Source organism: Rhodoferax sp. AJA081-3, from assembly GCF_017798165.1.
Classification (GTDB): domain Bacteria; phylum Pseudomonadota; class Gammaproteobacteria; order Burkholderiales; family Burkholderiaceae_C; genus Allorhodoferax.
In genome coordinates this window covers 1,630,414-1,653,075 of the sequence record NZ_CP059068.1, presented here as the reverse complement: position 1 = coordinate 1,653,075, position 22,662 = coordinate 1,630,414, and the positions used below count along the sequence as shown (strand labels likewise).

20 protein-coding genes and 1 other RNA gene are annotated in these 22,662 nt (G+C 59.2%); 5 read left to right on the top strand and 16 right to left on the bottom strand.

The window, feature by feature from the left end; all coding sequences use genetic code 11:
* Nucleotide 1: 1 nt before the first annotated feature.
* A complete protein-coding gene (locus tag HZ993_RS07660) occupies nucleotides 2–1,732 on the top strand; it encodes a PAS domain-containing sensor histidine kinase (protein ID WP_209396675.1) in 1,731 nt (576 codons plus the stop codon).
* A gap of 54 nt (nucleotides 1,733–1,786) precedes the next feature.
* Here HZ993_RS07660 and HZ993_RS07655 read toward each other — a convergent pair whose 3' ends face one another.
* The 12 genes from HZ993_RS07655 to gyrA all read right to left on the bottom strand — a co-directional run bounded on the left by HZ993_RS07655 (nucleotide 1,787) and on the right by gyrA (nucleotide 15,810).
* Nucleotides 1,787–2,578, bottom strand: a complete 792-nt coding sequence (locus tag HZ993_RS07655) for an ABC transporter substrate-binding protein (protein ID WP_209396662.1) — start codon at nucleotides 2,576–2,578, stop codon at nucleotides 1,787–1,789.
* 135 nt (nucleotides 2,579–2,713) lie between these two features.
* Nucleotides 2,714–3,322 (bottom strand): helix-hairpin-helix domain-containing protein, encoded by a 609-nt coding sequence (locus HZ993_RS07650; protein WP_209396659.1) that lies wholly within the window; start codon nucleotides 3,320–3,322, stop codon nucleotides 2,714–2,716.
* 134 nt (nucleotides 3,323–3,456) lie between these two features.
* Complete coding sequence (gene rfaD / locus HZ993_RS07645; protein WP_209396648.1) at nucleotides 3,457–4,476, bottom strand: ADP-glyceromanno-heptose 6-epimerase; 1,020 nt, start codon at nucleotides 4,474–4,476, stop codon at nucleotides 3,457–3,459.
* Nucleotides 4,477–4,491: 15 nt separating this feature from the next.
* Nucleotides 4,492–5,427, bottom strand: coding sequence for a D-glycero-beta-D-manno-heptose-7-phosphate kinase (gene rfaE1, locus HZ993_RS07640; RefSeq protein WP_209396645.1), 936 nt, complete (start codon nucleotides 5,425–5,427; stop codon nucleotides 4,492–4,494).
* The gene (lapB, locus tag HZ993_RS07635) at nucleotides 5,424–6,581 is read right to left on the bottom strand and encodes a lipopolysaccharide assembly protein LapB (RefSeq protein WP_209396643.1); all 1,158 of its coding nucleotides are present in this window, start codon (nucleotides 6,579–6,581) and stop codon (nucleotides 5,424–5,426) included. The genes rfaE1 and lapB overlap by 4 nt, the downstream gene beginning before the upstream one ends.
* Nucleotides 6,571–6,885 carry a lipopolysaccharide assembly LapA domain-containing protein gene (locus HZ993_RS07630; protein ID WP_209396641.1) on the bottom strand — a complete coding sequence of 105 codons (315 nt, stop codon included), beginning with the start codon at nucleotides 6,883–6,885 and terminating at the stop codon, nucleotides 6,571–6,573. Before HZ993_RS07630 ends, lapB begins: the two co-directional genes overlap by 11 nt.
* Nucleotides 6,886–6,937: 52 nt before the next feature.
* On the bottom strand, nucleotides 6,938–7,249 hold the full coding sequence (locus HZ993_RS07625; RefSeq protein WP_209396640.1) for an integration host factor subunit beta: 312 nt from the start codon (nucleotides 7,247–7,249) through the stop codon (nucleotides 6,938–6,940).
* Between the two features lie 128 nt (nucleotides 7,250–7,377).
* Entirely contained in the window at nucleotides 7,378–9,060 is a 1,683-nt protein-coding gene (gene rpsA / locus HZ993_RS07620; protein ID WP_209396639.1) for a 30S ribosomal protein S1, read from the bottom strand.
* A gap of 95 nt (nucleotides 9,061–9,155) precedes the next feature.
* Complete coding sequence (locus HZ993_RS07615) at nucleotides 9,156–11,162, bottom strand: bifunctional 3-phosphoshikimate 1-carboxyvinyltransferase/cytidylate kinase (RefSeq protein WP_209396637.1); 2,007 nt, start codon at nucleotides 11,160–11,162, stop codon at nucleotides 9,156–9,158.
* Nucleotides 11,162–12,037 (bottom strand): prephenate dehydrogenase, encoded by an 876-nt coding sequence (locus HZ993_RS07610; RefSeq protein WP_209396636.1) that lies wholly within the window; start codon nucleotides 12,035–12,037, stop codon nucleotides 11,162–11,164. Before HZ993_RS07610 ends, HZ993_RS07615 begins: the two co-directional genes overlap by 1 nt.
* Before the next feature lie 21 nt (nucleotides 12,038–12,058).
* Nucleotides 12,059–13,159: a prephenate dehydratase gene (gene pheA / locus HZ993_RS07605; RefSeq protein WP_209396635.1), complete on the bottom strand. Its 1,101-nt coding sequence runs from the start codon at nucleotides 13,157–13,159 to the stop codon at nucleotides 12,059–12,061.
* A 5-nt stretch (nucleotides 13,160–13,164) separates the two neighbouring features.
* On the bottom strand, nucleotides 13,165–15,810 hold the full coding sequence (gene gyrA, locus HZ993_RS07600) for a DNA gyrase subunit A (RefSeq protein ID WP_209396633.1): 2,646 nt from the start codon (nucleotides 15,808–15,810) through the stop codon (nucleotides 13,165–13,167).
* A 213-nt stretch (nucleotides 15,811–16,023) separates the two neighbouring features.
* Between gyrA and ompA the strand changes: the two genes are divergently transcribed.
* From ompA to ssrA, 4 genes are all read left to right on the top strand, one after another.
* Entirely contained in the window at nucleotides 16,024–16,662 is a 639-nt protein-coding gene (gene ompA / locus HZ993_RS07595) for an outer membrane protein OmpA (protein WP_209396632.1), read from the top strand.
* A gap of 96 nt (nucleotides 16,663–16,758) precedes the next feature.
* On the top strand, nucleotides 16,759–17,472 hold the full coding sequence (gene ubiG / locus HZ993_RS07590) for a bifunctional 2-polyprenyl-6-hydroxyphenol methylase/3-demethylubiquinol 3-O-methyltransferase UbiG (RefSeq protein WP_209396630.1): 714 nt from the start codon (nucleotides 16,759–16,761) through the stop codon (nucleotides 17,470–17,472).
* Nucleotides 17,473–17,486: 14 nt separating this feature from the next.
* Nucleotides 17,487–18,155, top strand: a complete 669-nt coding sequence (locus tag HZ993_RS07585) for an HAD-IA family hydrolase (protein ID WP_209396629.1) — start codon at nucleotides 17,487–17,489, stop codon at nucleotides 18,153–18,155.
* 12 nt (nucleotides 18,156–18,167) lie between these two features.
* Nucleotides 18,168–18,556: a transfer-messenger RNA gene (gene ssrA, locus HZ993_RS07580) on the top strand.
* Nucleotides 18,557–18,841: 285 nt separating this feature from the next.
* Here ssrA and HZ993_RS07575 read toward each other — a convergent pair.
* From HZ993_RS07575 to HZ993_RS07560, 4 genes are all read right to left on the bottom strand, one after another.
* A complete protein-coding gene (locus HZ993_RS07575; RefSeq protein ID WP_209396628.1) occupies nucleotides 18,842–20,008 on the bottom strand; it encodes a hypothetical protein in 1,167 nt (388 codons plus the stop codon).
* 172 nt (nucleotides 20,009–20,180) lie between these two features.
* A complete protein-coding gene (locus HZ993_RS07570; protein WP_209396627.1) occupies nucleotides 20,181–20,615 on the bottom strand; it encodes a LacI family transcriptional regulator in 435 nt (144 codons plus the stop codon).
* Nucleotides 20,612–21,973 carry a recombinase family protein gene (locus HZ993_RS07565; protein ID WP_209396626.1) on the bottom strand — a complete coding sequence of 454 codons (1,362 nt, stop codon included), beginning with the start codon at nucleotides 21,971–21,973 and terminating at the stop codon, nucleotides 20,612–20,614. The genes HZ993_RS07570 and HZ993_RS07565 overlap by 4 nt, the downstream gene beginning before the upstream one ends.
* Nucleotides 21,970–22,431, bottom strand: coding sequence for a DUF2924 domain-containing protein (locus HZ993_RS07560; RefSeq protein ID WP_245213867.1), 462 nt, complete (start codon nucleotides 22,429–22,431; stop codon nucleotides 21,970–21,972). Before HZ993_RS07560 ends, HZ993_RS07565 begins: the two co-directional genes overlap by 4 nt.
* Nucleotides 22,432–22,662 lie beyond the last annotated feature (231 nt).

The window sequence follows — 22,662 nt, the reverse complement described above, 5'->3', positions numbered from 1 at the left end:
CATGAACTCCAAAGACAGTGTCGACATAGCCGTTGCGCTGACCGAGCGTCTGCTGCGAGAACAGCAGATGATCTTTGACCGGGCGGCGACGGGCATTCTGTTCACCAGGGACCGGCGCATCCAGCGTTGCAACCCGGCGTTTGAGGCCATCTTCGGCTGGGAGCATAACCAGATGCAGGGCCAGCCCACGCGGGTCATGTATGCCAGTGACCAGGCCTGGGCGGAGAATGGTGCATTGGTCTACCCTGCGCTGTCTGCGCATGGACGATTCGATGGAGAGCTGTGCTACAGCAACCACCGGGGTGAACCCATCTGGTGCCGGGTAACGGCCAGTTGGGTCCATGCAGACAACCCTGATGAAGGTGCGGTGTGGTTGATGGAAGACGTGACGCTGGCGCGGGCCGCCAGCATCGCCTTGCAGGAAAGTGAGGCGCGTTTTGTTCGGCTGTTTGACCAGTCCCCCATGCCCATGGGATATTCCTCCAGTAGCGATGGCTTCAGTTCGACGGTCTGGAACGACGCCTGGTTTGAAACCTTTGGCTTTGACCGCGCCGCGGCCCAGGGTCAGTCGGGCCTGACCCTGGGGTTGTGGGTCAATCCCCAGGAGCGGGTGCATCGGTTGGACCGCGCTTTGCGTGGCGAGGCTATACATAACGAAGAAGCCCAGCTCCAGCGCGCCGATGGTGCCATTCGCTGGGTATCGCTGTCCAGCCGATCATTTGTGGAGGCCACCCGTACGCTGGTGGTGTTCACCTATTTCGATGTCACCGAGCGTCGGCTCGCACAAGAGGAAGTGTTGGCGCTCAATACCCAGCTTGAGGCGCGTGTGGCCCAGCGCACTGCGGAGTTGCTGTTGGTCAACCAGGAGTTGACGCAGGCCCTGGCCACGCTGGAGCTGGCCCGAGACCAGTTGGTCCAATCGGAAAAGTTGGCAGCGTTGGGTTCGCTGGTCACGGGTGTTGCCCATGAGTTGAATACACCCATTGGCAACTGCGTGACGGCCGTGAGTGCACTGGACTACCGTGTCGCCGAACTGGCGCAGTTGGCGGAGGCGGGGCTCAAACGCTCAGACCTGCAAAGTTTTCTGGACGATTCGCGCCAGGCCACCGACCTGATGGGGCGCAACATTACCCGCGCAGCCACGCTGATCACCAGTTTTAAGCAGGTGGCGGTAGATCAGACCAGTTCGCAGCGCCGGCAGTTTTCCCTGGCCACGGCGATTGCAGAGATATTGCTGACGCTCAAACCCCTGGTGGCCAAGTCGGCTTGTACGCTCACATGTGATGCCCTGCAGGACGCGGCGCTCGACAGTTTTCCAGGTCCTTTGGGCCAGGTACTGACACACTTGATTGAAAACGCCATCTTGCATGGCTACGACAAGGGCCAAACCGCGGGTCATATAGCGGTGGACGCGTGTTGTGTGGGGGCAGACCACGCCACCATCAGCGTGCGTGACTTCGGTAGTGGCATTCCGCTGGCGCACAGGCGCCACCTGTTTGAACCCTTCTTCACCACCCGGCTGGGGCAAGGGGGTTCGGGCCTGGGCTTGTACGTCGTGCACAACATCACCACGGGTGTGCTGGGTGGCACGGTGGCGGTGGACAGTGTGGAGGGGCAGGGTGCGACATTCACCATCACCATCCCCTTGGTCGCACCCGCCTGCAAACGTGTGCTCGACCGGGTGGGGTCGGCTCAGTCTTCGCAATTGAACCGCATGCCAGTAGCTATATAAATAATAGCACTACTGTTAGCAATCACGGGGGCTAGAGGCACGTTTTGCTTGAAGTCACTTCACCACCACCACCGGGTTGGCCTTCCACTGGGCAAAACTCTGTCGTATCAGCTCATCCAGCGCGCCACTTTTCTTGAGCAGGGACAGGCGGGTGTCAATGGCGTCGAGTTTGTCGGCGCACTGGCCTTTGCGTGTCAGAACCATGTAGTTGGCGGTCTCCACCAGGAACGGTGACTTGGCGACAAAACGCTCTTCGTCGCCGCGCTTGAGCAGGTGGGCCATGCCGGTGTAATACCCGGTGATGAAGTAGTCCAACCGGTCCGCGCCAAGTTTGCTGAAATTGTTCGCGGGGCTGTTGGCCTCTTCGATGGTCAGGTTCTGCTTCATGTATTCGTCAAAACCATCACCAAAGACATTACTGCGTGTGATGCCGCCCCTGAGGCCAATCAGGTCTGCGCGGCTGTTGAAGGTGATGGGGCGGTCTCTGGATGTGAAGACGGCGACCGGGTTCACAAAGGCCGCTGTTTTGGGGTACAGCAAAAACGCTTCGCGCTCCGGCGTTTTTTTCAGGGTGGCCACCATGTCGATATCGCCCCGTTCGGCTGCCGCCATCACCCGGGGGAAGGGGCCGAGGTAACGCACCTCATAGGGGATTTTGAGATCGTCCAGCACCCGCTTGGCAATGGCGATGGAAGCGCCGTGCATGGTGTTGCCGTCGTACCAGTGCAGGGGTGGGTAGTCCGGGTCTGCAGCCAAGACCAGGCGTGTGCACTGTGCATGGGCGCTTGACACAGCGCCTGCCAAAAGCACCATGCAACTCAGCTTCACCAGGGGCAATGGGGTCATGGGGTGTGCCTTTGTCTTGGGGTTCTGGCCGGTCTGGCAAGCGCGAGCATACGCTGGCGCATCCGTCGCCGCAATGGCGAAAACCAGAAACAAAAAACCCGCCGAAGCGGGTGGGTGGGGTCAGCGGCGTAGCGCTTATTTCTTGGCGGCGCTGGCAGTGGCCTTGGGTGCGCTGGCGGCAGGTGCCGCAGGTGCTGCGGGCGTGGCAGGAGCTGCGGTTGCAGCAGCGTCAGCCTTGGCTTTCTTGGCATCTTCCTTGGCTTGTTTGGCAGCTTCTTTTTTGGCCTTGGCTTCTTCTGCCTTCTTGGCTTTTTCTTCGGCCTTGGCCTTCTTGGCTTCCTCAGCCTTCATCTTGGCTTCGGCCTTGGGGTCTTTCTTTTCTTCCTTGGCAGCGGGGGCTGCTGCAGGCGCCGGTGCGGCGGCTGGTGCAGCAGCGGCAGGCTTGGCATCTGCCTTGGCGACTGGTGCAGCAGCGGCGCCCTTGAAGGCTGCGCCGTTGACGGTCATGCCTTCGGCAGAGAACTTGGCGGCATTGCCTTCACCCACACCTTTGACGCGTTCGACGAAGTCGTTCCAGTCTTTGAAATTGCCCTTCTTGCGCTCGTCAATGATCTTGGTGGAGATGCCGGGGCCAATACCTTTGATGCCGTCGAGCTCTGCCGCAGTGGCTTTGTTGACATCGACTGCAGCAAAAGAAAGGCTTGCGTACAGCAGCACGGCGAGGACCAGGATTTTCTTCAACATGTGCATTCCTTCAGGAGTGTGTGGAGTGGTTAACTAAGAGGCTGGCACCAGAGTCTTGGTGTCCAGCCTACAACGTACCTTAGCTTGGCGCGGTTGACTGACCGGCCGACAACCCCGCCCGCACCTACCCTTGGTCAGCGACTGGCTGTTAATGCCTGTACGTAGGCGCGCACACCACTTTGCACATTGGCAAACGCGTGTTGGCACCCGGTGCTGCGCAGCGCGCTGAGATCGGCCTGGGTGTAGCTTTGGTATTTGCCACGCAAGGCCTCGGGGAAGGCGATGTATTCGATCAGCCCATCTGCGGCCGCCTGCTGTAGCGACAGCGCGCTTTCACCACGCTGCTCGCGCAGGGTGTTGACCACGGTGAGTGCCACATCGTTGAACGGTTGTGCCTGGCCTGTGCCCAGGTTGTAGATACCAGATTCGCCGGGGTGGTCGAAGAACCACAGGTTGACGGCCACCACGTCGTCGATGTAGACAAAGTCGCGCATCTGGCCACCGGCTGCATAACCACCGTAGTCGCCGAACAGCTTGACCTTGCCCTCGGCATGGAACTGGTGGAACTGGTGGTAGGCCACGCTGGCCATGCGGCCCTTGTGTTGCTCGTGCGGGCCATAGACATTGAAGTAACGAAAGCCCACGACCTGGTTGGTCTTGCCGGCCTTGGTGCGCTGAAAATCACTGCCGCATTCTCTGCGCATGCGCTGGTCGAACAAGAGCTTGGAGTAGCCATAGACATTGAGCGGCAGTTCAAAGGCCGGTTCTTCACGAAACGTGTCCGAGCCGCCGTAGGTGGCTGCCGACGATGCATACAACAGGCGTGCACCGCGCTTCTGGCAGGCGTGGAACAACTGGCACGACAATGTGTAGTTGTTGGCCATCATGTATTTGCCATCGAGTTCCATGGTGTCGCTGCAGGCACCTTCGTGGAACACGGCTTCGATCTGGCCATAGGAGCCACCGGCAAAGGCCTCGTAAAAGATGTCGGCGTCTACATAGTCGGCAATGCGCAGGCCGGCCAGGTTGCGGAATTTGTCGCCCTGCTTGAGGTCGTCCACCGCAATGATGTCGTCAATGCCGCGCGCATTCAGACCCTTGATGATGTTGCTGCCAATAAAACCTGCGGCGCCGGTTACAACAATACGTGTCATGTTTTCTGTTCCTCTTCAGCGGTTGGTGAACAGCTCGTCGTAACTGACGGTAGCCGTACCAAACTTACCCACCACCACACCACCGGCCCGGTTGGCGATGGGCACGGCGTCGCGCAGGCTCATGCCTGCGGCCACCAGGGCCGCCATGGTGGCGATCACCGTGTCACCTGCGCCGGTCACATCGAACACCTCACGGGCGACAGCGCTGACGTGTAAGTCGCCCTGGGCATCAAACAAGGTCATGCCTTCTTCACTGCGGGTCAGCAAAATCGCGTCCAGCTTGCACGCGGTACGCAGGGCATGTACCTTGCTGCGCAAGGTATCCTCATCTGCCCAGGCGCCAATGACCTGTTGAAGCTCGGCGCGGTTAGGGGTGATGACGGTGGCGCCGGTGTAACGTGCAAAGTCGCTGCCCTTGGGGTCAACCAGGATCGGTTTGCCGGCGGCGCGCGCGCGGGCAATCATGTCGGTGATGTGGCCCAGTCCACCCTTGCCGTAGTCCGAGAACAGCACGGCCCCGTGCACCGGCAACAGGTTTTCGAACGCGGCCGTTTGTGAGGCCAGCAACTCGTTCTTGGGTGTGTTTTCAAAGTCTAGGCGCAACAACTGCTGCTGGCGTCCAATCACCCGCAGCTTGACCGTGGTCTTGAGCTCCGCATCGCGCCCGAAATGGGGCTGGATACCGGTTTGTGCCACCAGGGCTTCGAGCTTGTGGCTGGCTTCATCGTCCCCCACCACGGTCAGCAGTGAAGCCTGCGCGCCCAGTGTGACCACGTTGTAAGCCACGTTGGCCGCACCGCCGTTGCGCTCTTCTTCACGCGTGATGCGCACCACGGGCACCGGTGCTTCGGGCGAGATGCGATCGACGGCGCCGTACCAGTAACGGTCCAACATCACATCGCCGACCACCAGCACCTGGGCGGTGGCCATTTTTTCTTTGGAGATAGTCATAGTTCTTCTACACGGCGGGCGGGGTAACTGTCCCAGGCTTGGCAGCCGGGGCATTGCCAGAAATGTTGTTTGGCCTCAAACCCGCAGGCGGCGCAGCGGTAGCGAGTGAGTGGTTTGACGGCCTGGTCCAGTGCGCGCTGCACTTGGGGGTGGAATTGTTCGTGCTCCAGTTTTTCGCCTGCAATCCATTTGGCGGCTGCCACCAGCGAGGGTTCAATTTCCAGGTGGCGGGCATACCACTCTCGTGCGGTGGCGGTAGGGGCGCCACTGGCCGCCTCTAGCGCCACGATGGCGTCCAGCACGTCGAGTGACGGTGTATGGGCATAAGCGGCCTTCAGGCGGGCCAGCGTCCGCACGCCTTGTCCTGCGGCAATGGCGTATTGGGCCAGCAGGGGTGCAATCAGGCCTATGGCGGTGGGGGCGGTGACCAGGGCCTGGGTCAGTGTTTCGCAGGCGAGTGCGGGTTTGTCTTGCAGAAACTGGAGCTTGGCCATGTCCATGCGGGGGCGCGGTGCGTCGGGCGCAGTGTGCATGGCCTGGGTGAGGTGCTGTTCGGCCTGGGCCATATCGTTAGTGGCGATGCAGGCGTGTGCCTGTTCACACAAATAGTGCGACAGCCGCCCCTTGAAGCTGCCCTGGCCCTTGGATTCTAGGCTGCGTGCAATTTGCGCGGCGTGTTCCCAGTCGCGGGAGCGTTCGTAGTTGGCCAGCAGGGCCAGGTGGGCCTGGGCTTCGAAGCGGGTGCCATCGAGCTTGAGCAGGGCCTCTTCCGCGCGGTCCAGCAGGCCGGCCTTGAGGTAGTCCAGTGCCAGCGCGTGTTGGGCGCGGTGCCGGTCATCCTGCGCCAGATCGCCGCGTGACAACAAATGTTGGTGTACCCGCACCGCGCGTTCGTATTCGCCGCGGCGGCGAAACAGGTTGCCCAGTGCGAAGTGCAGTTCGGAGGTGTCGGGGTCGTTTTGTACCGCCTCGATAAAGGCATCTATCGCCTGGTCCTGTTGTTCGTTCAGCAGGAAATTGAGACCTTTGAAGTAGGCCTTGGGTGCTTGCCGGTTTTCAATGCGCAGTTGGCGCAGGTCAAACCGCGATGCCAGCCAGCCGAGCACAAAAACAATGGGCAAGGCCAGCAATATCAGGCTCAGGTCAAATTCCATACGGGGGTTGCTGCGGTGCGGAAGGTTTTTCGGTGGGTGTCAGGCTGGTTGCGGCTGCGGATTCCTTGCGCGCCAGGGCCGCCGCACGGCGGTGTTGCCACCAGCGGGGCACCATGCCCAGTACGCCAATCACCAGGCCCAGCGCAAATGCACTCAGCACCACCAGAACCAGCGGCGCCGTCCATTGCTGGCCGAAGAAAAAACGCACAGTGGCATCGTGCTGGTTGTTCAGTGCGAAGGCGAAGAGGGTAAAAAAAATGGCCGCCTTCAGCGCCCACTTCAAAAACCATGCAAGTTGTTTCATTGATCTCCTCGGTGTCGAGGGATTCTAACGGGGCAGAAGCGCCCCAAGCCTGTCAGGCTTTGACTTTGCCTTCGAGTTCAGCGGTGCGCTGGTCCACGGATTCGCGCAGGGCTTTGCCAGGCTTGAAATGGGGTACACGCTTCTCGGGGATGGCCACACTTTCGCCGCTGCGGGGGTTGCGACCCATGCGGGGCGGGCGGTGGTTGATCGAGAAACTGCCGAAACCGCGAATTTCTATGCGGTGGCCTGCGACCAGGGCGTCGTTCATGGCGTCCAGAATGGCCTTGACGGCAAATTCGGCATCGCGATGGGTGAGCTGGCCAAAACGGTTGGCGAGTTCTTCAACAAGGTCGGAGCGTGTCATGGCAAAGTATTTTTATCCAAGAAAAAACGACCGGTTCCCAAACACACGCTTGGGGCGCCGGCCGTTTGTTCAATTCAACAGCATGTCAAATAATCTTGAGGGACAGATTTAACCCTGTCCCCAGCTGATTAGTTGTTGTTGTCGAGCTTGGCGCGCAACAAAGCGCCCAGGCTGGTGGTGCCAGCGTTTTCGCGGGCAGAAGACTGGCTCAGGGCAGCCATGGCTTCGCCTTGGTCAGCCATGTCCTTGGCCTTGATGGACAACTGGATGTTGCGGGTCTTGCGATCCACATTGACAACCACAGCGGTCACTTCGTCGCCTTCCTTCAGCACGTTGCGAGCATCTTCCACGCGGTCGCGGGAGATTTCGGAAGCGCGCAGGTAACCGATGATGTCATCGCCCAGGTCGATTTCAGCGCCCTTAGGATCAACCGTCTTGACCTTACCGGTCACAACCTGGCCCTTGTCGTTGATCGACACGAAGGTGGTGAAAGGATCGGAATCCAACTGCTTGATACCCAGGGAGATGCGCTCGCGGTCCACGTCCACAGCCAAGACCAAAGCCTCGACTTCTTGACCCTTCTTGAATTCGCGCACGGCAGCTTCGCCGGTTTCGTTCCAGGACAGGTCGGACAAATGCACCAGACCGTCGATACCAGCAGCCAGACCGACGAACACGCCGAAGTCGGTGATGGATTTGATCGGGCCCTTCACGCGGTCGCCGCGCTTGGTGTTTTGAGCGAACTCTTGCCATGGGTTGGCCTTGCATTGCTTCATGCCCAAGGAGATGCGACGCTTGTCTTCGTCGATTTCCAGAACCATGACTTCGACTTCGTCACCCAGGGCAACGATCTTGGAAGGAGCAACGTTCTTGTTGGTCCAGTCCATTTCGGACACGTGGACCAGGCCTTCGATTCCGGGTTCGAGTTCCACAAACGCGCCGTAGTCGGCGATGTTGGTGATCTTGCCGAACATGCGGGTCGACTGGGGGTAACGGCGGTTGACGCCCATCCAAGGATCGTCGCCCATTTGCTTCAGACCCAGCGAGACACGGTTCTTTTCGGTGTCGAACTTCAGGATCTTGGCAGTGATCTCTTGGCCAGCGGTCACCACTTCGGATGGGTGACGGACGCGGCGCCATGCCATGTCGGTGATGTGCAGCAGGCCGTCGATACCGCCCAGGTCCACGAACGCACCGTATTCGGTGATGTTCTTGACCACGCCTTGGACCACAGAACCTTCTTTGAGGGTCTGCATCAGTTTGGCGCGCTCTTCGCCCATGGAGGCTTCGACCACGGCACGGCGGGACAACACGACGTTGTTGCGCTTGCGGTCCAGCTTGATGACCTTGAATTCCATGGTCTTGTTTTCGTACGGAGACAGATCCTTGGTAGGACGTGTGTCAACCAACGAACCGGGCAGGAAGGCACGGATGCCATTGACCAGAACGGTCAGACCGCCCTTGACCTTGCCGGAAGTGGTACCGGTGACGAATTCGCCGGATTCCAAAGATTTTTCCAGAGACATCCACGAAGCGAGGCGCTTGGCGGTGTCGCGGCTGACGATGGTGTCGCCGTAGCCGTTTTCCATGGCGACGATAGCCACGGACACAAACTCACCTACTTGAACTTCGAGTTCACCCTTGTCGCTCTTGAATTCGGACAATGGAACATACGCTTCGGACTTCAGGCCGGCGTTGACCACGACGAAGTTGTGTTCGATGCGAACGACTTCAGCGGTAACGACTTCACCGATGCGGGTTTCCGAGCGTTTTTGTGACTCTTCAAATAGGTCTGCGAAAGATTCTGACATTTGCTTTGCGGTCAAATGACCGCGGGGTTAAGTTGTTGAACCACACCACCAGTGCGCTGCTGCGCGAGAGGGGCGGTGAGGACCGACCAGCTATTTCAAACGGTTTGAAAAGGCTGTTTGCCCTGCCACCAGTCCAACACCAGATCTACCGATTCTTCAACCGTCAAATCCGAGTTGTCCAGCAACCGGGCGTCTTCTGCGGGCTTGAGCGGTGCGACCACTCGGGATGAATCCCGGGCGTCACGTGCCTCCAGGTCCGCGTGAAGAGATGGGAGTGTAGTTGAAATACCCTTAGAAATCAACTGCTTATAACGGCGCTCGGCCCGGCGCTCGGCGCTGGCGGTCAGAAATACCTTGAGCGGGGCGTCCGGAAAGATCACCGTACCCATGTCGCGGCCGTCGGCCACCAGGCCCGGCAATTGGCGGAAACTGTGCTGCAAATCGATCAAAGCGTCGCGTACGCGGGGCAAAGCGGACACTTTGGATGCGTTCATGCCGGCTTCTTCGGTGCGGATGGTGTCACTTACGTCATCGCTGTCCAGCAGAACCCGGCCGTTGGTGAAGTGGATGTGCAGGCCCTTGACCAGCTCCGCGATGGCCGCTTCGTGCGCCAAATCCAGCCCCAGGCCCGCGCGCTGGGCCGCCAATGCGGTGATGCGGTAGAGCGAACCGGAATCCAGAAAGTGGTAGCCCAGCTTTTGTGCCAGCACCACGGCCAGCGTGCCTTTGCCCGAAGCGGTGGGGCCGTCCACACAGACCACAGGAATGCCGGGTTGTGGCGTGTGCGCGACCGAAAACAGGGCTTCAAAATAGTCGGGGAAGGTCTTGGCCACACATTTGGGGTCTTCAATACGCACCGGAATCCCGGCCGGATTGAAGGCTGCCAGCGAGAAACACATGGCAACCCGGTGGTCGTCATACGTGTGGATGCTGGCTGCTTTCCAGGCTTCTTTGGCGGCGGGCGGCGTCACCTGGATAAAGTCCGCGCCTTCCACGACGGTGGCGCCCAGCTTGCGCAGTTCGGTGGCCATGGCGGCAATCCGGTCCGTTTCCTTGACACGCCAGCTGGCGATATTGCGCAGCGTAGTGGTGCCTTCTGCATACAGCGCCATCACTGCCAGCGTCATGGCTGCATCGGGGATGTGGTTGCAGTCCAGGTCTATGGCCTTCAGGGGCCAGCTGCCACGGGAGATTTGCAGCCAGTTAGGCCCGCTTGCGATGTGTGCGCCCATTTGCTGGGCCGCCTCCATAAAACGGATGTCGCCCTGGATCGAATCGGCCCCAACGCCCAGTATCTTTATGGAATTTTGGCCTGTAGCCCCCGTCGCTATTGAACCTAGCGCTATGAAATAGCTAGCAGATGAAGCGTCGGCCTCGACATGGATGTCACCCGGGGATTGCAGTTGGCACCCCGCCGGAATGGTGAAGCGCTGCCAGCCGTCACGCTGCACAACGACGCCAAAACGCGCCAGCAGCTTCAGGGTAATCTCGATATAGGGGCGCGAAATCAGCTCCCCCACAACCTCGATGACGATGTCCTTCTGTGCAACCAGGGGCAGAGCCATCAGCAGTGCGGTCAGAAACTGGCTGGATACGTCGCCCCGTACCTGGATAGGCGCATCCAGGACCAAGGCCGGCGTGCCAATGTGCAGCGGCGGGAAGCCGTCGTTACCCAAATAGTCAATGCGGCAACCCAGTTGGCGCAGGGCATCCACCAGGTCGCCGATGGGGCGCTCGTGCATGCGGGGGATGCCGCTCAACTCGAAGTCACCACCCAGTACCGCCAAGGCGGCGGTCAGCGGGCGCATGGCAGTGCCCGCATTGCCCAGGAATAGTTTGGCGTGTGTAGACACCGGTTTGCCGCCCAATCCGTCAATTTGCACGGTGGTTCCCGACTGGCGTAGGCCACAGCCCAGCACGCGCAGGGCGTCCAGCATGACGCGGGTGTCGTCCGAATCCAACAGGTCATGGACGGTGGTGGTGCCGGTGCACATGGCCGCCAGCAGCAGAACCCGGTTGGAGATGCTTTTGGAGCCGGGGAGGGTGACCGTGCCAGCGGCGCCGGCCAGTGGGGGGATGTCTAAAAATGCGGTGGAATACATCAGGGATTGTGTCGGGAGGTCATGCTCCAGGTGCCACGGGTGATGCTGGCTTGCTCCAGCAGGCCTTCCAGCGCCTCGGTGTTGCCGCTGGAAATCATCAGCTCCAACGCATGCAGGTTGCGCTGGAAAATTTTGGACTGGGCCAGTAGCTCTTCCCGATTGGAAATCAGGATGTCGCGCCAGACCTTGGGGTCACTGGCGGCAATACGGCTGAAATCGCGGAAGCCTGGGCCGGCCAGCGACAGGTAGTCCTTGCCCTGAGGCTGGCCCGAAATGGCGTTCATCAACGCAAAGGCAATCAGATGCGGCAGGTGACTGACGGCTGCAAACGCGGCGTCATGTTGTTCGGGCGACATTTTCAGCACCCGGCAACCCAGCGCGGTCCACACGTCCACAGCTTTTTGCAGCTGCACGGTCAGCGTGCGCTCGATCGGTGTCAGGATGACCTGGCGACCCGCGTACAAATCGGGGTCGGCGTTGTCCACACCCGAGACTTCCTTGCCCGTGATGGGGTGGGCAGGCACAAACGACCCGACGTGCTCACGCAGAGCGCGGCGGCCCGCATCGATCACGTCACGTTTGGTGGAGCCCACATCCATGACCAACATATTGGCCGTGACCAGGTGTTTGATGGCCTTGAACGTGGCTTCGGTGGCAGCTACCGGCACCGCAATCAGCACAATATCGGCACCCGACACGGCCAGCAGCGCGGAGGGCGCTTCCACGTCGATGACGCCCATCAACCGGGCGCGTTCCGTGGTGCTGGGCGACTTGCTGTAACCGACCACACGTTTGACCAAACCCGCACGTTTGAGTGCGAGTGCAAACGAGCCGCCCATCAGGCCGCATCCGATCAAGCCAAGCTGTTCAAACATAAGGGTTCCTGAAGATTGGCATCAATCGGCGACCGGGTAGGTACCCAGTACTTTGTAAAAGGCACACAGACGCTGAAGCTCCTGGAGCGCCAACGCCACGTGGGGCTGCGAGGGGTGGCCCTGCAGGTCGATATAGAAATAGTATTCCCATTGGCCGGTTCGTGCAGGGCGTGATTCGAAACGCGTCATGGACACGCCATGCGCCTTCAGCGGCACCAGCAGGTCATGCACGGCACCGGGCTTGTTGGGTACGGACACGATCAGGCTGGTGCAGTCCTTGCCCGATGGCGGCGGTGTGCCCAGTGTCTGCGGCAGGCAAATGATCGCAAAACGTGTGCGGTTGTAGGCTTCGTCCTGTATCGCATGGGCTGCGATGTGCAAGCCAAACTGCGTGGCAGCGCGTTCGCTGGCCAAACCCGCCCACGCGGGGTTGGTGGTGGCCAGGCGTGCACCCTCGGCATTGCTGGAAACGGGGCGGCGCTCCGCGTGGGGTAAGTGTTTGGTCAGCCAGGCCTGGCACTGGGCGAGCGCCAATGGGTGGGCCAGCACGGCTTCAATATTTTCCAGGGAGTTTTCCAGGCGCAGCAGGTTGTGCCGCACCAGCAGGGTCACCTCGCCGATGACATGGGTTGGCGAGTGCAGGAACAGGTCCAAGGAGCGGGTGACCATGCCTTCGGTCGAGTTCTCGACACCCACCACACCGTATTGGGCGCTGCCAGCGGCCGTGGCGTGGAAGACCTCGTCAAAGTTTGCGCAATAGATCAGGTTGGCGGCACCGCCAAAAAACTCAATGGCGGCTTGCTCACAAAAGGTACCCGCCGGGCCCAACACCGCCACCCGTTGTGGCGCTTCCAACGCCAGGCAGGCCGACATGATTTCACGCCAGATGTCGGCCACATGGGCGTCCTTCAGGGGGCCTGGGTTCGCGGTCTGGATTTTGTCGATAACCTGCGCCACACGGTCTGGCCTGAAGAAGGCTGTGCCTTCGCGCTTTTTAACTTCGCCCACCTTCTCGGCCACCAGTGCCCGGTCATTGAGCAAGCGCAGCAGTTGCTGGTCTATGGCGTCAATCTGGACGCGCAGCTCCGACAGATTGGGCAGGGGTGCACTCGGTTCTGTCATGGTTCTTATTGGTCGCTGGCCTCGTTGCCGTCCGCTGCGTCAGACGTGTCGTCTTCTCCGGCCGCATTCGCGTCGTTTTCTACGATGCGTTGCAAGCCGCTGAGCTTGGAGCCTTCGTCCAGACCGATCAAGGTCACGCCTTGTGTGGCACGGCCGAGTTCGCGGATCTCGCTGACGCGGGTGCGCACCAGCACGCCCTTGTCGGTGATCAGCATGATTTCGTCGTCCACATGTACCAGCGTTGCTGCCACCACCTTGCCGTTGCGCTCGGATTGCTGGATCGCAATCATGCCTTTGGTGCCGCGGCCATGGCGGGTGTATTCGGTGATGCTGGTGCGTTTGCCGTAGCCGTTCTCGGTGGCCGTGAGCACGCTTTGCTGCTCGTCCTCGGCCACCAGCATGGCGATGACTGACTGGCCGTCTGGCAGGTCCATGCCGCGCACGCCGCGTGTGTTGCGGCCCAGGGCGCGCACGTCGTTTTCGTCAAAACGCACGGCCTTGCCACCATCGCTGAACAGCATCACGTCGTGTTTGCCATCGGTCAGCGCGGCGCCAACCAGATAGTCGCCGTCGTCCAGGTTAATGGCAATGATGCCGCCCTTGCGGGGGTTGTTGAACTCGTCCAAGGCCGTCTTCTTGACCGTTCCCATGCTGGTGGCCATGAAGATGTAGTGGTCGGCCGGGAAGGTGCGGTTGGTGCCTGTGAGCGGTAGCACCACGTTAATCTTCTCGCCTTCTTGCAGTGGGAACATGTTGACGATGGGGCGTCCGCGCGAACCGCGCGAGCCTTGGGGCACTTCCCAGACCTTGAGCCAGTACATGCGGCCACGGTTGGAGAAACACAGCATGTAATCGTGGGTGTTGGCCACAAACAGCTGGTCTACCCAATCGTCTTCCTTGGTGGCGGTGGCCTGTTTGCCGCGTCCACCGCGTTTTTGCGCGCGGTATTCATTGAGCGGCTGGCTCTTGATGTAGCCGCTGTGGCTCATTGTCACCACCATGTCGGTGGGGGTGATCAGGTCTTCGGTGCTCAGGTCGTAGGAAGAGTGTTCGACCAGGCTGCGGCGTGCGCCCAATTTGGATTGGCCAAATTCCTGTTTGATGGCACCCAGTTCTTCACCGATGATGATGGAAACCCGCTCGGGCTTGGCCAGAATGTCCAGCAGGTCGTCGATCTCGGCCATCACTTCTTTGTACTCGGCAACAATCTTGTCCTGCTCCAGCCCGGTTAGGCGTTGCAGGCGCATTTGCAGAATTTCTTGTGCCTGGGTGTCAGACAGACGGTACAGGCCATCGCTGCCCATGCCAAAGGCTTTTTCCAGACCGTCGGGACGGTAGTCATCGGCATTGATCAGGCCGCCATCGGCACGCACGCGGGTCAACATTTCGCGCACCAGCTTGCTGTCCCAGGGGCGGGTCATCAACTCGGCCTTGGCAACCGGCGGTGTGGGTGACTCGCGGATGATGCGGATGAAGTCGTCGATATTGGCCAAGGCAACGGCCAAGCCTTCCAACACATGGCCACGTTCGCGGGCCTTGCGCAGGTTGAACACGGTGCGGCGTGTCACCACTTCGCGGCGGTGCTGCAGGAAGACCTCGATCAGGTCCTTCAGGTTGCACAGCTTGGGTTGGCCGTTGATCAGGGCCACCATGTTCATGCCAAACGTATCCTGCAACTGCGTTTGCTTGTACAGGTTGTTGAGCACCACCTCGGGAACGGCGCCGCGCTTGAGTTCGATTACCAGGCGCATGCCCGATTTGTCGGACTCGTCCTGGATGTGGCTGATGTCTTCGATCTTCTTCTCGTGCACCAGCTCGGCCATGCGCTCCTGCAAGGTCTTTTTGTTGACCTGGTAGGGGAGTTCGTCCACGATGATGGCTTGGCGTTGGCCCTTGTCGATGTCCTCGAAGTGGCAGCGCGCGCGCATCACCACCTTGCCGCGGCCGGTGCGGTAGCCGTCCTTGACGCCATTGATGCCGTAGATGATGCCGGCAGTTGGGAAATCGGGGGCTGGCACGATTTCCATCAGCTCGTCAATCGAGGCTTCCGGATTCTTCAGCAAATGCAGGCAGGCATCCACCACTTCGTTCAGGTTGTGCGGCGGGATGTTGGTGGCCATACCGACGGCAATGCCGCCGGAGCCGTTGACCAGCAAATTGGGCAAGCGGGTGGGCAGTACCAGGGGTTCTTTTTCGGAGCCGTCGTAGTTGGGGCCGAAATCAACCGTTTCCTTGTCCAGGTCGGCCAGCAGTTCGTGTGCAATCTTGGCCAAACGGATTTCGGTGTACCGCATAGCCGCCGCGTTGTCGCCGTCCACCGATCCGAAGTTGCCCTGTCCATCCACCAGCATGTGGCGCATGGAGAAGTCCTGCGCCATGCGAACGATGGTGTCGTACACCGACTGGTCGCCGTGGGGGTGGTACTTACCGATCACGTCGCCCACAATGCGGGCCGACTTCTTGTAAGCCCGGTTCCAGTCGTTGTTCAGCTCGTGCATGGCGAACAGCACACGCCGGTGAACGGGCTTGAGGCCGTCGCGCGCATCGGGCAGGGCGCGGCCCACAATCACGCTCATGGCGTAATCGAGGTAGCTGCGCCGCATTTCCTCTTCAAGGCTGATGGGCAGGGTTTCTTTGGCGAACTGGGTCATGGATGGCTTAAAGCTATATCAAAGACAACCCAGGATTCTACGGCCCGGCAGATGTCGTTAGATGGCAACATTCGGGCCAATTGTGCGCAGGACTATGCAATAGCAGTCAAAAGTAGTCGTTGTGGTATGGCACAATGACCGGAACGTCCCTATTTGGGGCGTCCCTAAAATTATTCGCAGCGATGCTGCAGTTTGTTACGCAAAAGGAACGCCATGAAACAATTGAATCGAGTAGCAATCGCCCTCGCTGCCGCAGTACTCGCCACCGCTGCTGGTGCACAAGAGATCCAAAACTGGAGAAACAGCTCCGGTGAAGTGTGGAAGAACTCTGTTGGCGAATGCTGGCGCAGCAATTTCTGGACTCCTGCAACTGCAGCCCCTGGCTGCGATGGCGCCATTGTTCCTCCAGCACCCGCTCCAGCACCTGCTCCAGCACCCGCTCCAGCACCTGCTGCCAAGCCAGCACCCGCTCCAGCACCTGCTCCCGCAGTTGCCAGCAAGGTGACTTACGCTGCTGACGCATTCTTTGACTTCGACAAGGCTGTCCTGAAGCCCGAAGGCAAAGCCAAGTTGGACGATCTGGCCAGCAAGGTCAAGGGCATCAATCTGGAAGTCATCATCGCTGTGGGTCACACTGACTCCGTCGGTACTGATGCTTACAACCAGAAGCTGTCCGTTCAGCGTTCCGAAGCTGTGAAGGCTTACTTGGTGTCTCAAGGTATCGAAAAGAGCCGCGTGTACACCGAAGGCAAGGGCGAGAAGCAACCCGTTGCTGACAACAAGACCGCCGAAGGCCGTAGCAAGAACCGCCGCGTGGAAATCGAAGTTGTTGGTACACGTACCAACAAGTAATTCGACTAGCCCAGGCTAATCTCCAAAAAACCCGCTTCGGCGGGTTTTTTGTTGCCTGTTGAAATGTGGTCGCCCCAATCTGGACATAATTGCGGCATGAACGATACAGTGAACGCAGACCCGGCTGAGTTAGCCAAATTTTCCGAGTTGGCCCACCGCTGGTGGGATATGGACAGCGAATTCCGCCCGCTGCACATGATCAATCCGCTGCGGCTGGATTGGATCCACTCCATCTGTCCCCTGACCGGTCTTCGCGCACTCGATGTGGGCTGCGGGGGCGGTATTTTGGCCGATTCCATGGCCAGACGGGGCGCTGCAGATGTGCTGGGTATCGACTTGTCGACAAAAGCGCTCAAAATAGCCCAACTGCACGCGTTAGAGGCGCAAACCCCCAATATCAACTACCGTGAAGTCAGTGCCGAAGCACTGGCGGCAGAAGCCCCGGCCTCCTTTGATGTGGTGACCTGTATGGAGATGCTGGAGCATGTGCCCGACCCTGCGTCCGTGGTGCAGGCCTGTGCCGATCTGGTCAAACCCGGTGGCTGGGTGTTCTTCTCCACGCTCAACCGCAATGCCAAGTCTTTTCTGTTTGCGATTGTGGGGGCCGAGTACCTGCTCAACATGTTGCCACGCGGCACCCATGAGTACGCCAAAATGATACGCCCCAGTGAATTGGCCGGTTACTGCCGCCAATCAGAGCTGGACGTTCGCCAAACCAGCGGCCTAGAATACAACCCCATCACCACACGTTACTCCCTGAGCCGCGACACCAGTGTCAACTACCTGTTGGCCACCCAAAAGCCTCTCTAGTCTTGCCCAACACCGTGCTTTTTCCGAATATCGCCGCCGTTCTGTTTGATCTGGACGGCACCCTGATTGACAGTGCACCAGATTTGGGCGCAGCTGCAGACCAAATGCGTGTTGCGCGTGGCATGCCCTCTCTGCCCCTGGTTTCTTACCGCCATATGGCCGGTGCGGGCGCCCGTGGCATGCTGGAGATCGCCTTTGGCATTGCTCCGCAAGACCCGGGTTTTGATGCCATGCGGGAAGAGTTTTTCTCTAACTACGCGGCCTGTATGACCGAGCGCACCTATGCCTTCGATGGCGTTCAGGAGCTGATTGCCCATTTGGAGCAGCGAAAACTACCCTGGGGTGTGGTGACCAACAAGTCGTCGCGCTTCACGGACCCGCTGACCCGTGCCATGCCCTTGTTCGCCAATGCGGGGACGATTGTGAGTGGTGACACCACACCACACGCCAAGCCCCATCCGGCGCCTTTGCTGGAGGCCGCACGGCAGTTGGGCGTGGATGCTGCACAGTGTTTGTATGTGGGGGATGACGAGCGCGATGTTGTGGCTGGTCTGGCTGCCGGCATGAAAACCGTTGCTGCCAGTTACGGTTATTTGGGTAAAAAGACCGAAATTCACGCCTGGGGCGCCCACGCCGAGATTAATTCACCACTTGCGCTCTTGCAATTGCTGGCAAGCGCCTAAAATAGAAGACTTGGGGCTGCACTGGTTTCGACGTGGGTTCGGACGCGCAGCAGGGCATGTCGAGGTTCTGTTACCTCGTAAAACCGCAGAAAAAAACTAACTGCAAACGACGAACGTTTCGCACTCGCTGCTTAATTGCACGTGAGCCTCACAACAGCAAGCCGATAGGCTGGGCAAGGGTAGTCAGATCGCAAGGTCGGGCTGTCCAGGCTGTGGGGTAATTTCATTCGGCTGGGCCCGCCTTGGGTGACTTAGGGCGGGTCGAGAAAATAGGTTACTGGCGTTTTGCGTAGCGTGCCACTGCGCGATGCAAAAGGCGAGACTTAAACCAGACGGCTACACATGTAGAACTGTTCGAAGAAGGCTTGCGGACGCGGGTTCAAATCCCGCCAGCTCCACCAGATTAAAAATCCAACCGGGTCTCCGGTTGGATTTTTTTTGCCTATCCCCGCGTGTTCATTGGGGTTCCCGAGGGTTCTTGCGGACTTCGCGGTTATTCCTGGCACCCAGAAATTCGCCACTTTTGCTCTCTCCGTGCCGATAGTCTCCGCAGCGGAGAGCACCCCAAACGACCCGAAGTCCGCAAGATTTTCGGTTCATGCCCATAAAAATCAATGGGTTACGTCCGGACTAATCAATCAGTTAGATTTCGTCATTGCTACCCGGAGGGAGCAACTTCCGCCACCCTACCCTCGGTGCGTCGGAGCAGCAGCTCGTTGAATTCGATCGAAAAGTTTCCGCGCGGCATCCTTGGCTGTGGCATCTTGCTCCGCACTGAGAGACTCGAGATCTACGCCGTCGCGGCCCGCTGCATAGACGGGACCGCCAACATCGTCGTCGTACTCCGAGCCGTCCTCGTTGATTGCGTAGTGATCGTCCTTGGAGAGGTCCGTGCCTACCAGCCGAGACAGGTACACCCAAGTCCAGCGCCGAGCCAGATCTCCCTGATCGTGTTCTTCGATCAAGCGGAGCATGGCACGGGTGTCCCCACTCTCGGCAGCCACGGTAAGCCAGTGCTTTGCATCAGCCACGCGCCCGAGCCGCTCGGCAATCTCGGCAACGGCCGATGGATCTGCCCCAACATCGTGACGCGGCACCTCAAAGAACGACGGATTGTCAAACCGCTCCGCAAGGTCGATGAGCGCATGTTGGTTGCCGAGTCGACCGGCCTCGCGAAGATGGCGGGCGTACTTATCATCCTGGGCGAGTCGAGCTGCATGAGCGTCTGCCCACTCCTTTTCTACGCCGGTGAGCACATGACCTTTTTGTGCCTGGGAATGCCAATAAGGGCTTCCAGCACCCTGATCGGTGTCTTCATCGTTGTCGGGGGCATGGATCAGCGCCAGTGCGTAGTGAGCGAGAGCGTTGCCTTTGCTGGCCGCAGTTTCCAACCCATCTAGCATGAGCGGTGCGAAATCACCTTCTTCACTATCGCCCCACCGATCAGCGAACCAATCGACTTTCTCGCCGTTGAACTGCTCAGTGTCGCCGCCAATCGGATTGCCTTCTGGGCCGGACCAATCCCCTCGAAGTTGGCTGATCAACGCTGAAATCCGCACGATGCCAATCTGGCGCTCTGCCAGGAAGGACCCTAGCGAAACCGAGACCAGATCCACGATTTCCGGTGGATACCCAAGCTCGATGCAGCGCCCACTAACTAAAGCGCTGTCGGCGCCAAGGCGCTTGTCTCCCGGGCGTTGCTGCGTAAAAATGGAATCAACCCCGAGTGCGGCGTAGGAGTTGAAGCCGAACGAGGCTGCCAGCAGTTCGTAGATGTGCGCTCTCTTGAGGGGTTTGCCGGTGCTGGCTTGGAGTTGTTGCTGCGCGGAATACGCGAGCTCTTTGATTGTCATAACGAACCTTTCCTGTGTGCCACGCCAATTTCGGGTCAGACGCACACGTTTAAGTCCCCGACGGCGAGGCTCAAAGAGAGGTTTTCAACAATTGTGAGGAAACGCCTTTTTTTACTCGTGTGCAAGTATGGTGGGCACCTGCGGAAATTCTATCCCAGTCACATCGGCTGGTCTACACAATCTGAAGCCGTGCGCGCTGCTCATCCCACAGCGCGGGTGGGTCCACAGCTAGATCGAACAGTGTCAGATGGTCCGGCAATTCATTGAGCAGAATGGCGTCAATGATGTCCGGTGCCAGGGTTGTCAGGTTGACCATCCGGCTGACGTAGCTGTTGTCGATACCCTCCTTCTTGGCTATTTCGGTCAAGGTGCTGACCTCTCCAGACTCCATCATTGCCAGCCATTTGTGGCCCCTGGCCAGGGCCAGTTGCAATGAAGTCGCAGCCGTATCCCACGGTCGAGGTAGACTGGGTTGACCATTGGGCAGCGTCACTTGCTTGCGTCCAGCACGCCGTTTGAACTGGATGGGAACCGACAAAGTCAGCCTACCGTCGCTTGACTGGATGATTTCTGGCTCCCCTGTTTTGTGGATGCGCACCTCATTCATGCCATTGCCTCTTCACGCTTTGTGCTCGCTCGATCCGCCTGTAATTCCTGGACCAGCTGTTCAATGCCATTCGCCCGTAACCTGACCTCAAGGTCACTCGGCGACACAATCACCTTCTCGATCAGCATCTTCACGATGCGAGTCTGCTCTGCCGGAAACAGCTGATCCCAGATCAGGTCCAAGCGCGTCATGGCCACCGTGACTTTGGCTTCGTCCAGAGTTGGATCCAGTTTCTTTGCTTGCGGCACCAGGTCGCTGAGCAAATTTGGGGCGCGCAGAATGTTGCGCAGTTGGTCGAGTACCGCCGACTCCAATTCAGCCGCTGGCATACGAGGCAATCCGGATGCACCAGCATGCTCCTTGAGGTCACGCATGGGCAAGTAATAGCGGTACCGCTTTCCGGTTGTTTTCTTTGTGCTGTGCCAAGGTGTCAATGCCCGACCATCATGGCCAAAGACAATACCTTTCAGCAGGAATGGAGTTGTCGCTCGTGTGGCATTGGCGCGAGAGCGTCCATTGGTGGCCAAGATGGCGTGCACGCTGTCCCAAACAGGCTGATCGACGATCGCCAGGTGTTCGGCCTGGTACCACTGCTCTTTGTGGCGAAGTTCGCCCAGGTAGGTTCGGTTGCCCAGAAGCTTGTAAACCAAACCCTTGTCAATGGGCTTGCCCTCACGAACCTTGCCGTCCTGCGTAGTCCACGCTTTTGAGGTCACGCCATCAAGTTTCAGTTCTTTCACCAGTTTGGTGCTGGACCCCAGTTCAACGAACCGGGTGAAGATGTGGCGGATCAATTTGGCCTCCTGTGGATTGGGGACCAAGCGTCGGTTTTCCACATCGTAGCCAAGGGGTGGGACACCGCCCATCCACATGCCTTTGCGCTTGCTGGCCGCGATCTTGTCCCGGATCCGCTCCCCTGTAACTTCGCGTTCAAACTGTGCAAACGAAAGCAACACATTGAGCATGAGTCGCCCCATGGAGGTTGTGGTGTTGAATTGCTGCGTCACGGAGACAAAGGACACACCCTGGCGCTCAAACACTTCGACCATCTTGGAAAAGTCGGCCAGGCTGCGCGTCAGTCGGTCAATCTTGTAGATCACAACCACGTCAACCTTGCCTGCCTCAATGTCGGCCATCAGGCGCTTGAGTCCGGGGCGTTCCATGTTTCCGCCGGAGAAGGCCGGGTCGTCATAGTCGTCGGCGACCGGAATCCAGCCTTCGGCGCGCTGACTGGCAATATATGCATGGCCTGCGTCACGCTGCGCATCAATCGAGTTGTATTCCTGATCCAACCCTTCTTCACTGGACTTACGGGTGTAGACGGCGCAGCGCATGCGCCGTTTCAGCACGTCGCTCATGACCTACCTCCCTTCCTAGTCGCTGCCTTTTTCTCGGTACGCGCTTTGAGACCAAAAAAAACCGGCCCCGACCACCGCGTGCCCGTAATTTCCCGCGCGATCTGGGACAGGCTTTGGAATGTCCGGCCGTCAAAGTTGTAATTGCCATCGGCGCTGGCAATGACGCGATATTCCTTGCCCTGGTACTCGCGGGTGAGCATGGTGCCAGCCACAGGACGGTAGTCAGGATCGCGAGTCTTGACCTTGCCGGTTTCAATCAAGTTTTCGATGCGGCGCTTATTGCGATCAAGAAGTCCTGGGTCGACCTTGCGAAACTCGATTTCCTGCAATTTGTAGGCAATCCGGCGTTCCAGAAATTGCCGGTTGTGGGTGGGGTTCGCAGCGTGGAACAGCCGTTGCCAAAGCGACTTGATGTCCGCCATGGCCAGTTCGGGCAACTGAGAAATTTGCGATGCCACAGACAGTGGCGTGGTGGGGGTTGGCTTGCTTGGTCTCATCAGGACTCCGTATGTCTGTTGTTGACGGGGTCTGAATGAACGCGCTGGTTGCCAGAAAAGGCAAGTGAAACATCGCTGCTTTTGACAACGATTGCGGACTGGGCGGGATGTGCTGTCCGAAGGCGCGCCAACCCTCTGGCTAAAAGCGACGCGACCTCAAGTCGGCGTTGCTCTGGAGTCATTCGCTCCGGT

Bases quoted from the DNA above. Each gene is read 5' to 3' on its own strand.
- ubiG (WP_209396630.1), top strand. From the start codon at position 16,759: ATGAACGATACAGTGAACGCAGACCCGGCTGAGTTAGCCAAATTTTCC.
- HZ993_RS07655 (WP_209396662.1), bottom strand. From the start codon at position 2,578: ATGACCCCATTGCCCCTGGTGAAGCTGAGTTGCATGGTGCTTTTGGCA.
- HZ993_RS07630 (WP_209396641.1), bottom strand. From the start codon at position 6,885: ATGAAACAACTTGCATGGTTTTTGAAGTGGGCGCTGAAGGCGGCCATT.
- HZ993_RS07615 (WP_209396637.1), bottom strand. From the start codon at position 11,162: ATGTATTCCACCGCATTTTTAGACATCCCCCCACTGGCCGGCGCCGCT.
- HZ993_RS07610 (WP_209396636.1), bottom strand. From the start codon at position 12,037: ATGTTTGAACAGCTTGGCTTGATCGGATGCGGCCTGATGGGCGGCTCG.
- ompA (WP_209396632.1), top strand. From the start codon at position 16,024: ATGAAACAATTGAATCGAGTAGCAATCGCCCTCGCTGCCGCAGTACTC.
- gyrA (WP_209396633.1), bottom strand. From the start codon at position 15,810: ATGACCCAGTTCGCCAAAGAAACCCTGCCCATCAGCCTTGAAGAGGAA.
- HZ993_RS07650 (WP_209396659.1), bottom strand. From the start codon at position 3,322: ATGTTGAAGAAAATCCTGGTCCTCGCCGTGCTGCTGTACGCAAGCCTT.
- rfaE1 (WP_209396645.1), bottom strand. From the start codon at position 5,427: ATGACTATCTCCAAAGAAAAAATGGCCACCGCCCAGGTGCTGGTGGTC.
- pheA (WP_209396635.1), bottom strand. From the start codon at position 13,159: ATGACAGAACCGAGTGCACCCCTGCCCAATCTGTCGGAGCTGCGCGTC.
- HZ993_RS07565 (WP_209396626.1), bottom strand. From the start codon at position 21,973: ATGAGCGACGTGCTGAAACGGCGCATGCGCTGCGCCGTCTACACCCGT.
- rfaD (WP_209396648.1), bottom strand. From the start codon at position 4,476: ATGACACGTATTGTTGTAACCGGCGCCGCAGGTTTTATTGGCAGCAAC.
- HZ993_RS07660 (WP_209396675.1), top strand. From the start codon at position 2: ATGAACTCCAAAGACAGTGTCGACATAGCCGTTGCGCTGACCGAGCGT.
- rpsA (WP_209396639.1), bottom strand. From the start codon at position 9,060: ATGTCAGAATCTTTCGCAGACCTATTTGAAGAGTCACAAAAACGCTCG.
- HZ993_RS07570 (WP_209396627.1), bottom strand. From the start codon at position 20,615: ATGAATGAGGTGCGCATCCACAAAACAGGGGAGCCAGAAATCATCCAG.
- HZ993_RS07625 (WP_209396640.1), bottom strand. From the start codon at position 7,249: ATGACACGCTCCGACCTTGTTGAAGAACTCGCCAACCGTTTTGGCCAG.
- lapB (WP_209396643.1), bottom strand. From the start codon at position 6,581: ATGGAATTTGACCTGAGCCTGATATTGCTGGCCTTGCCCATTGTTTTT.
- HZ993_RS07575 (WP_209396628.1), bottom strand. From the start codon at position 20,008: ATGACAATCAAAGAGCTCGCGTATTCCGCGCAGCAACAACTCCAAGCC.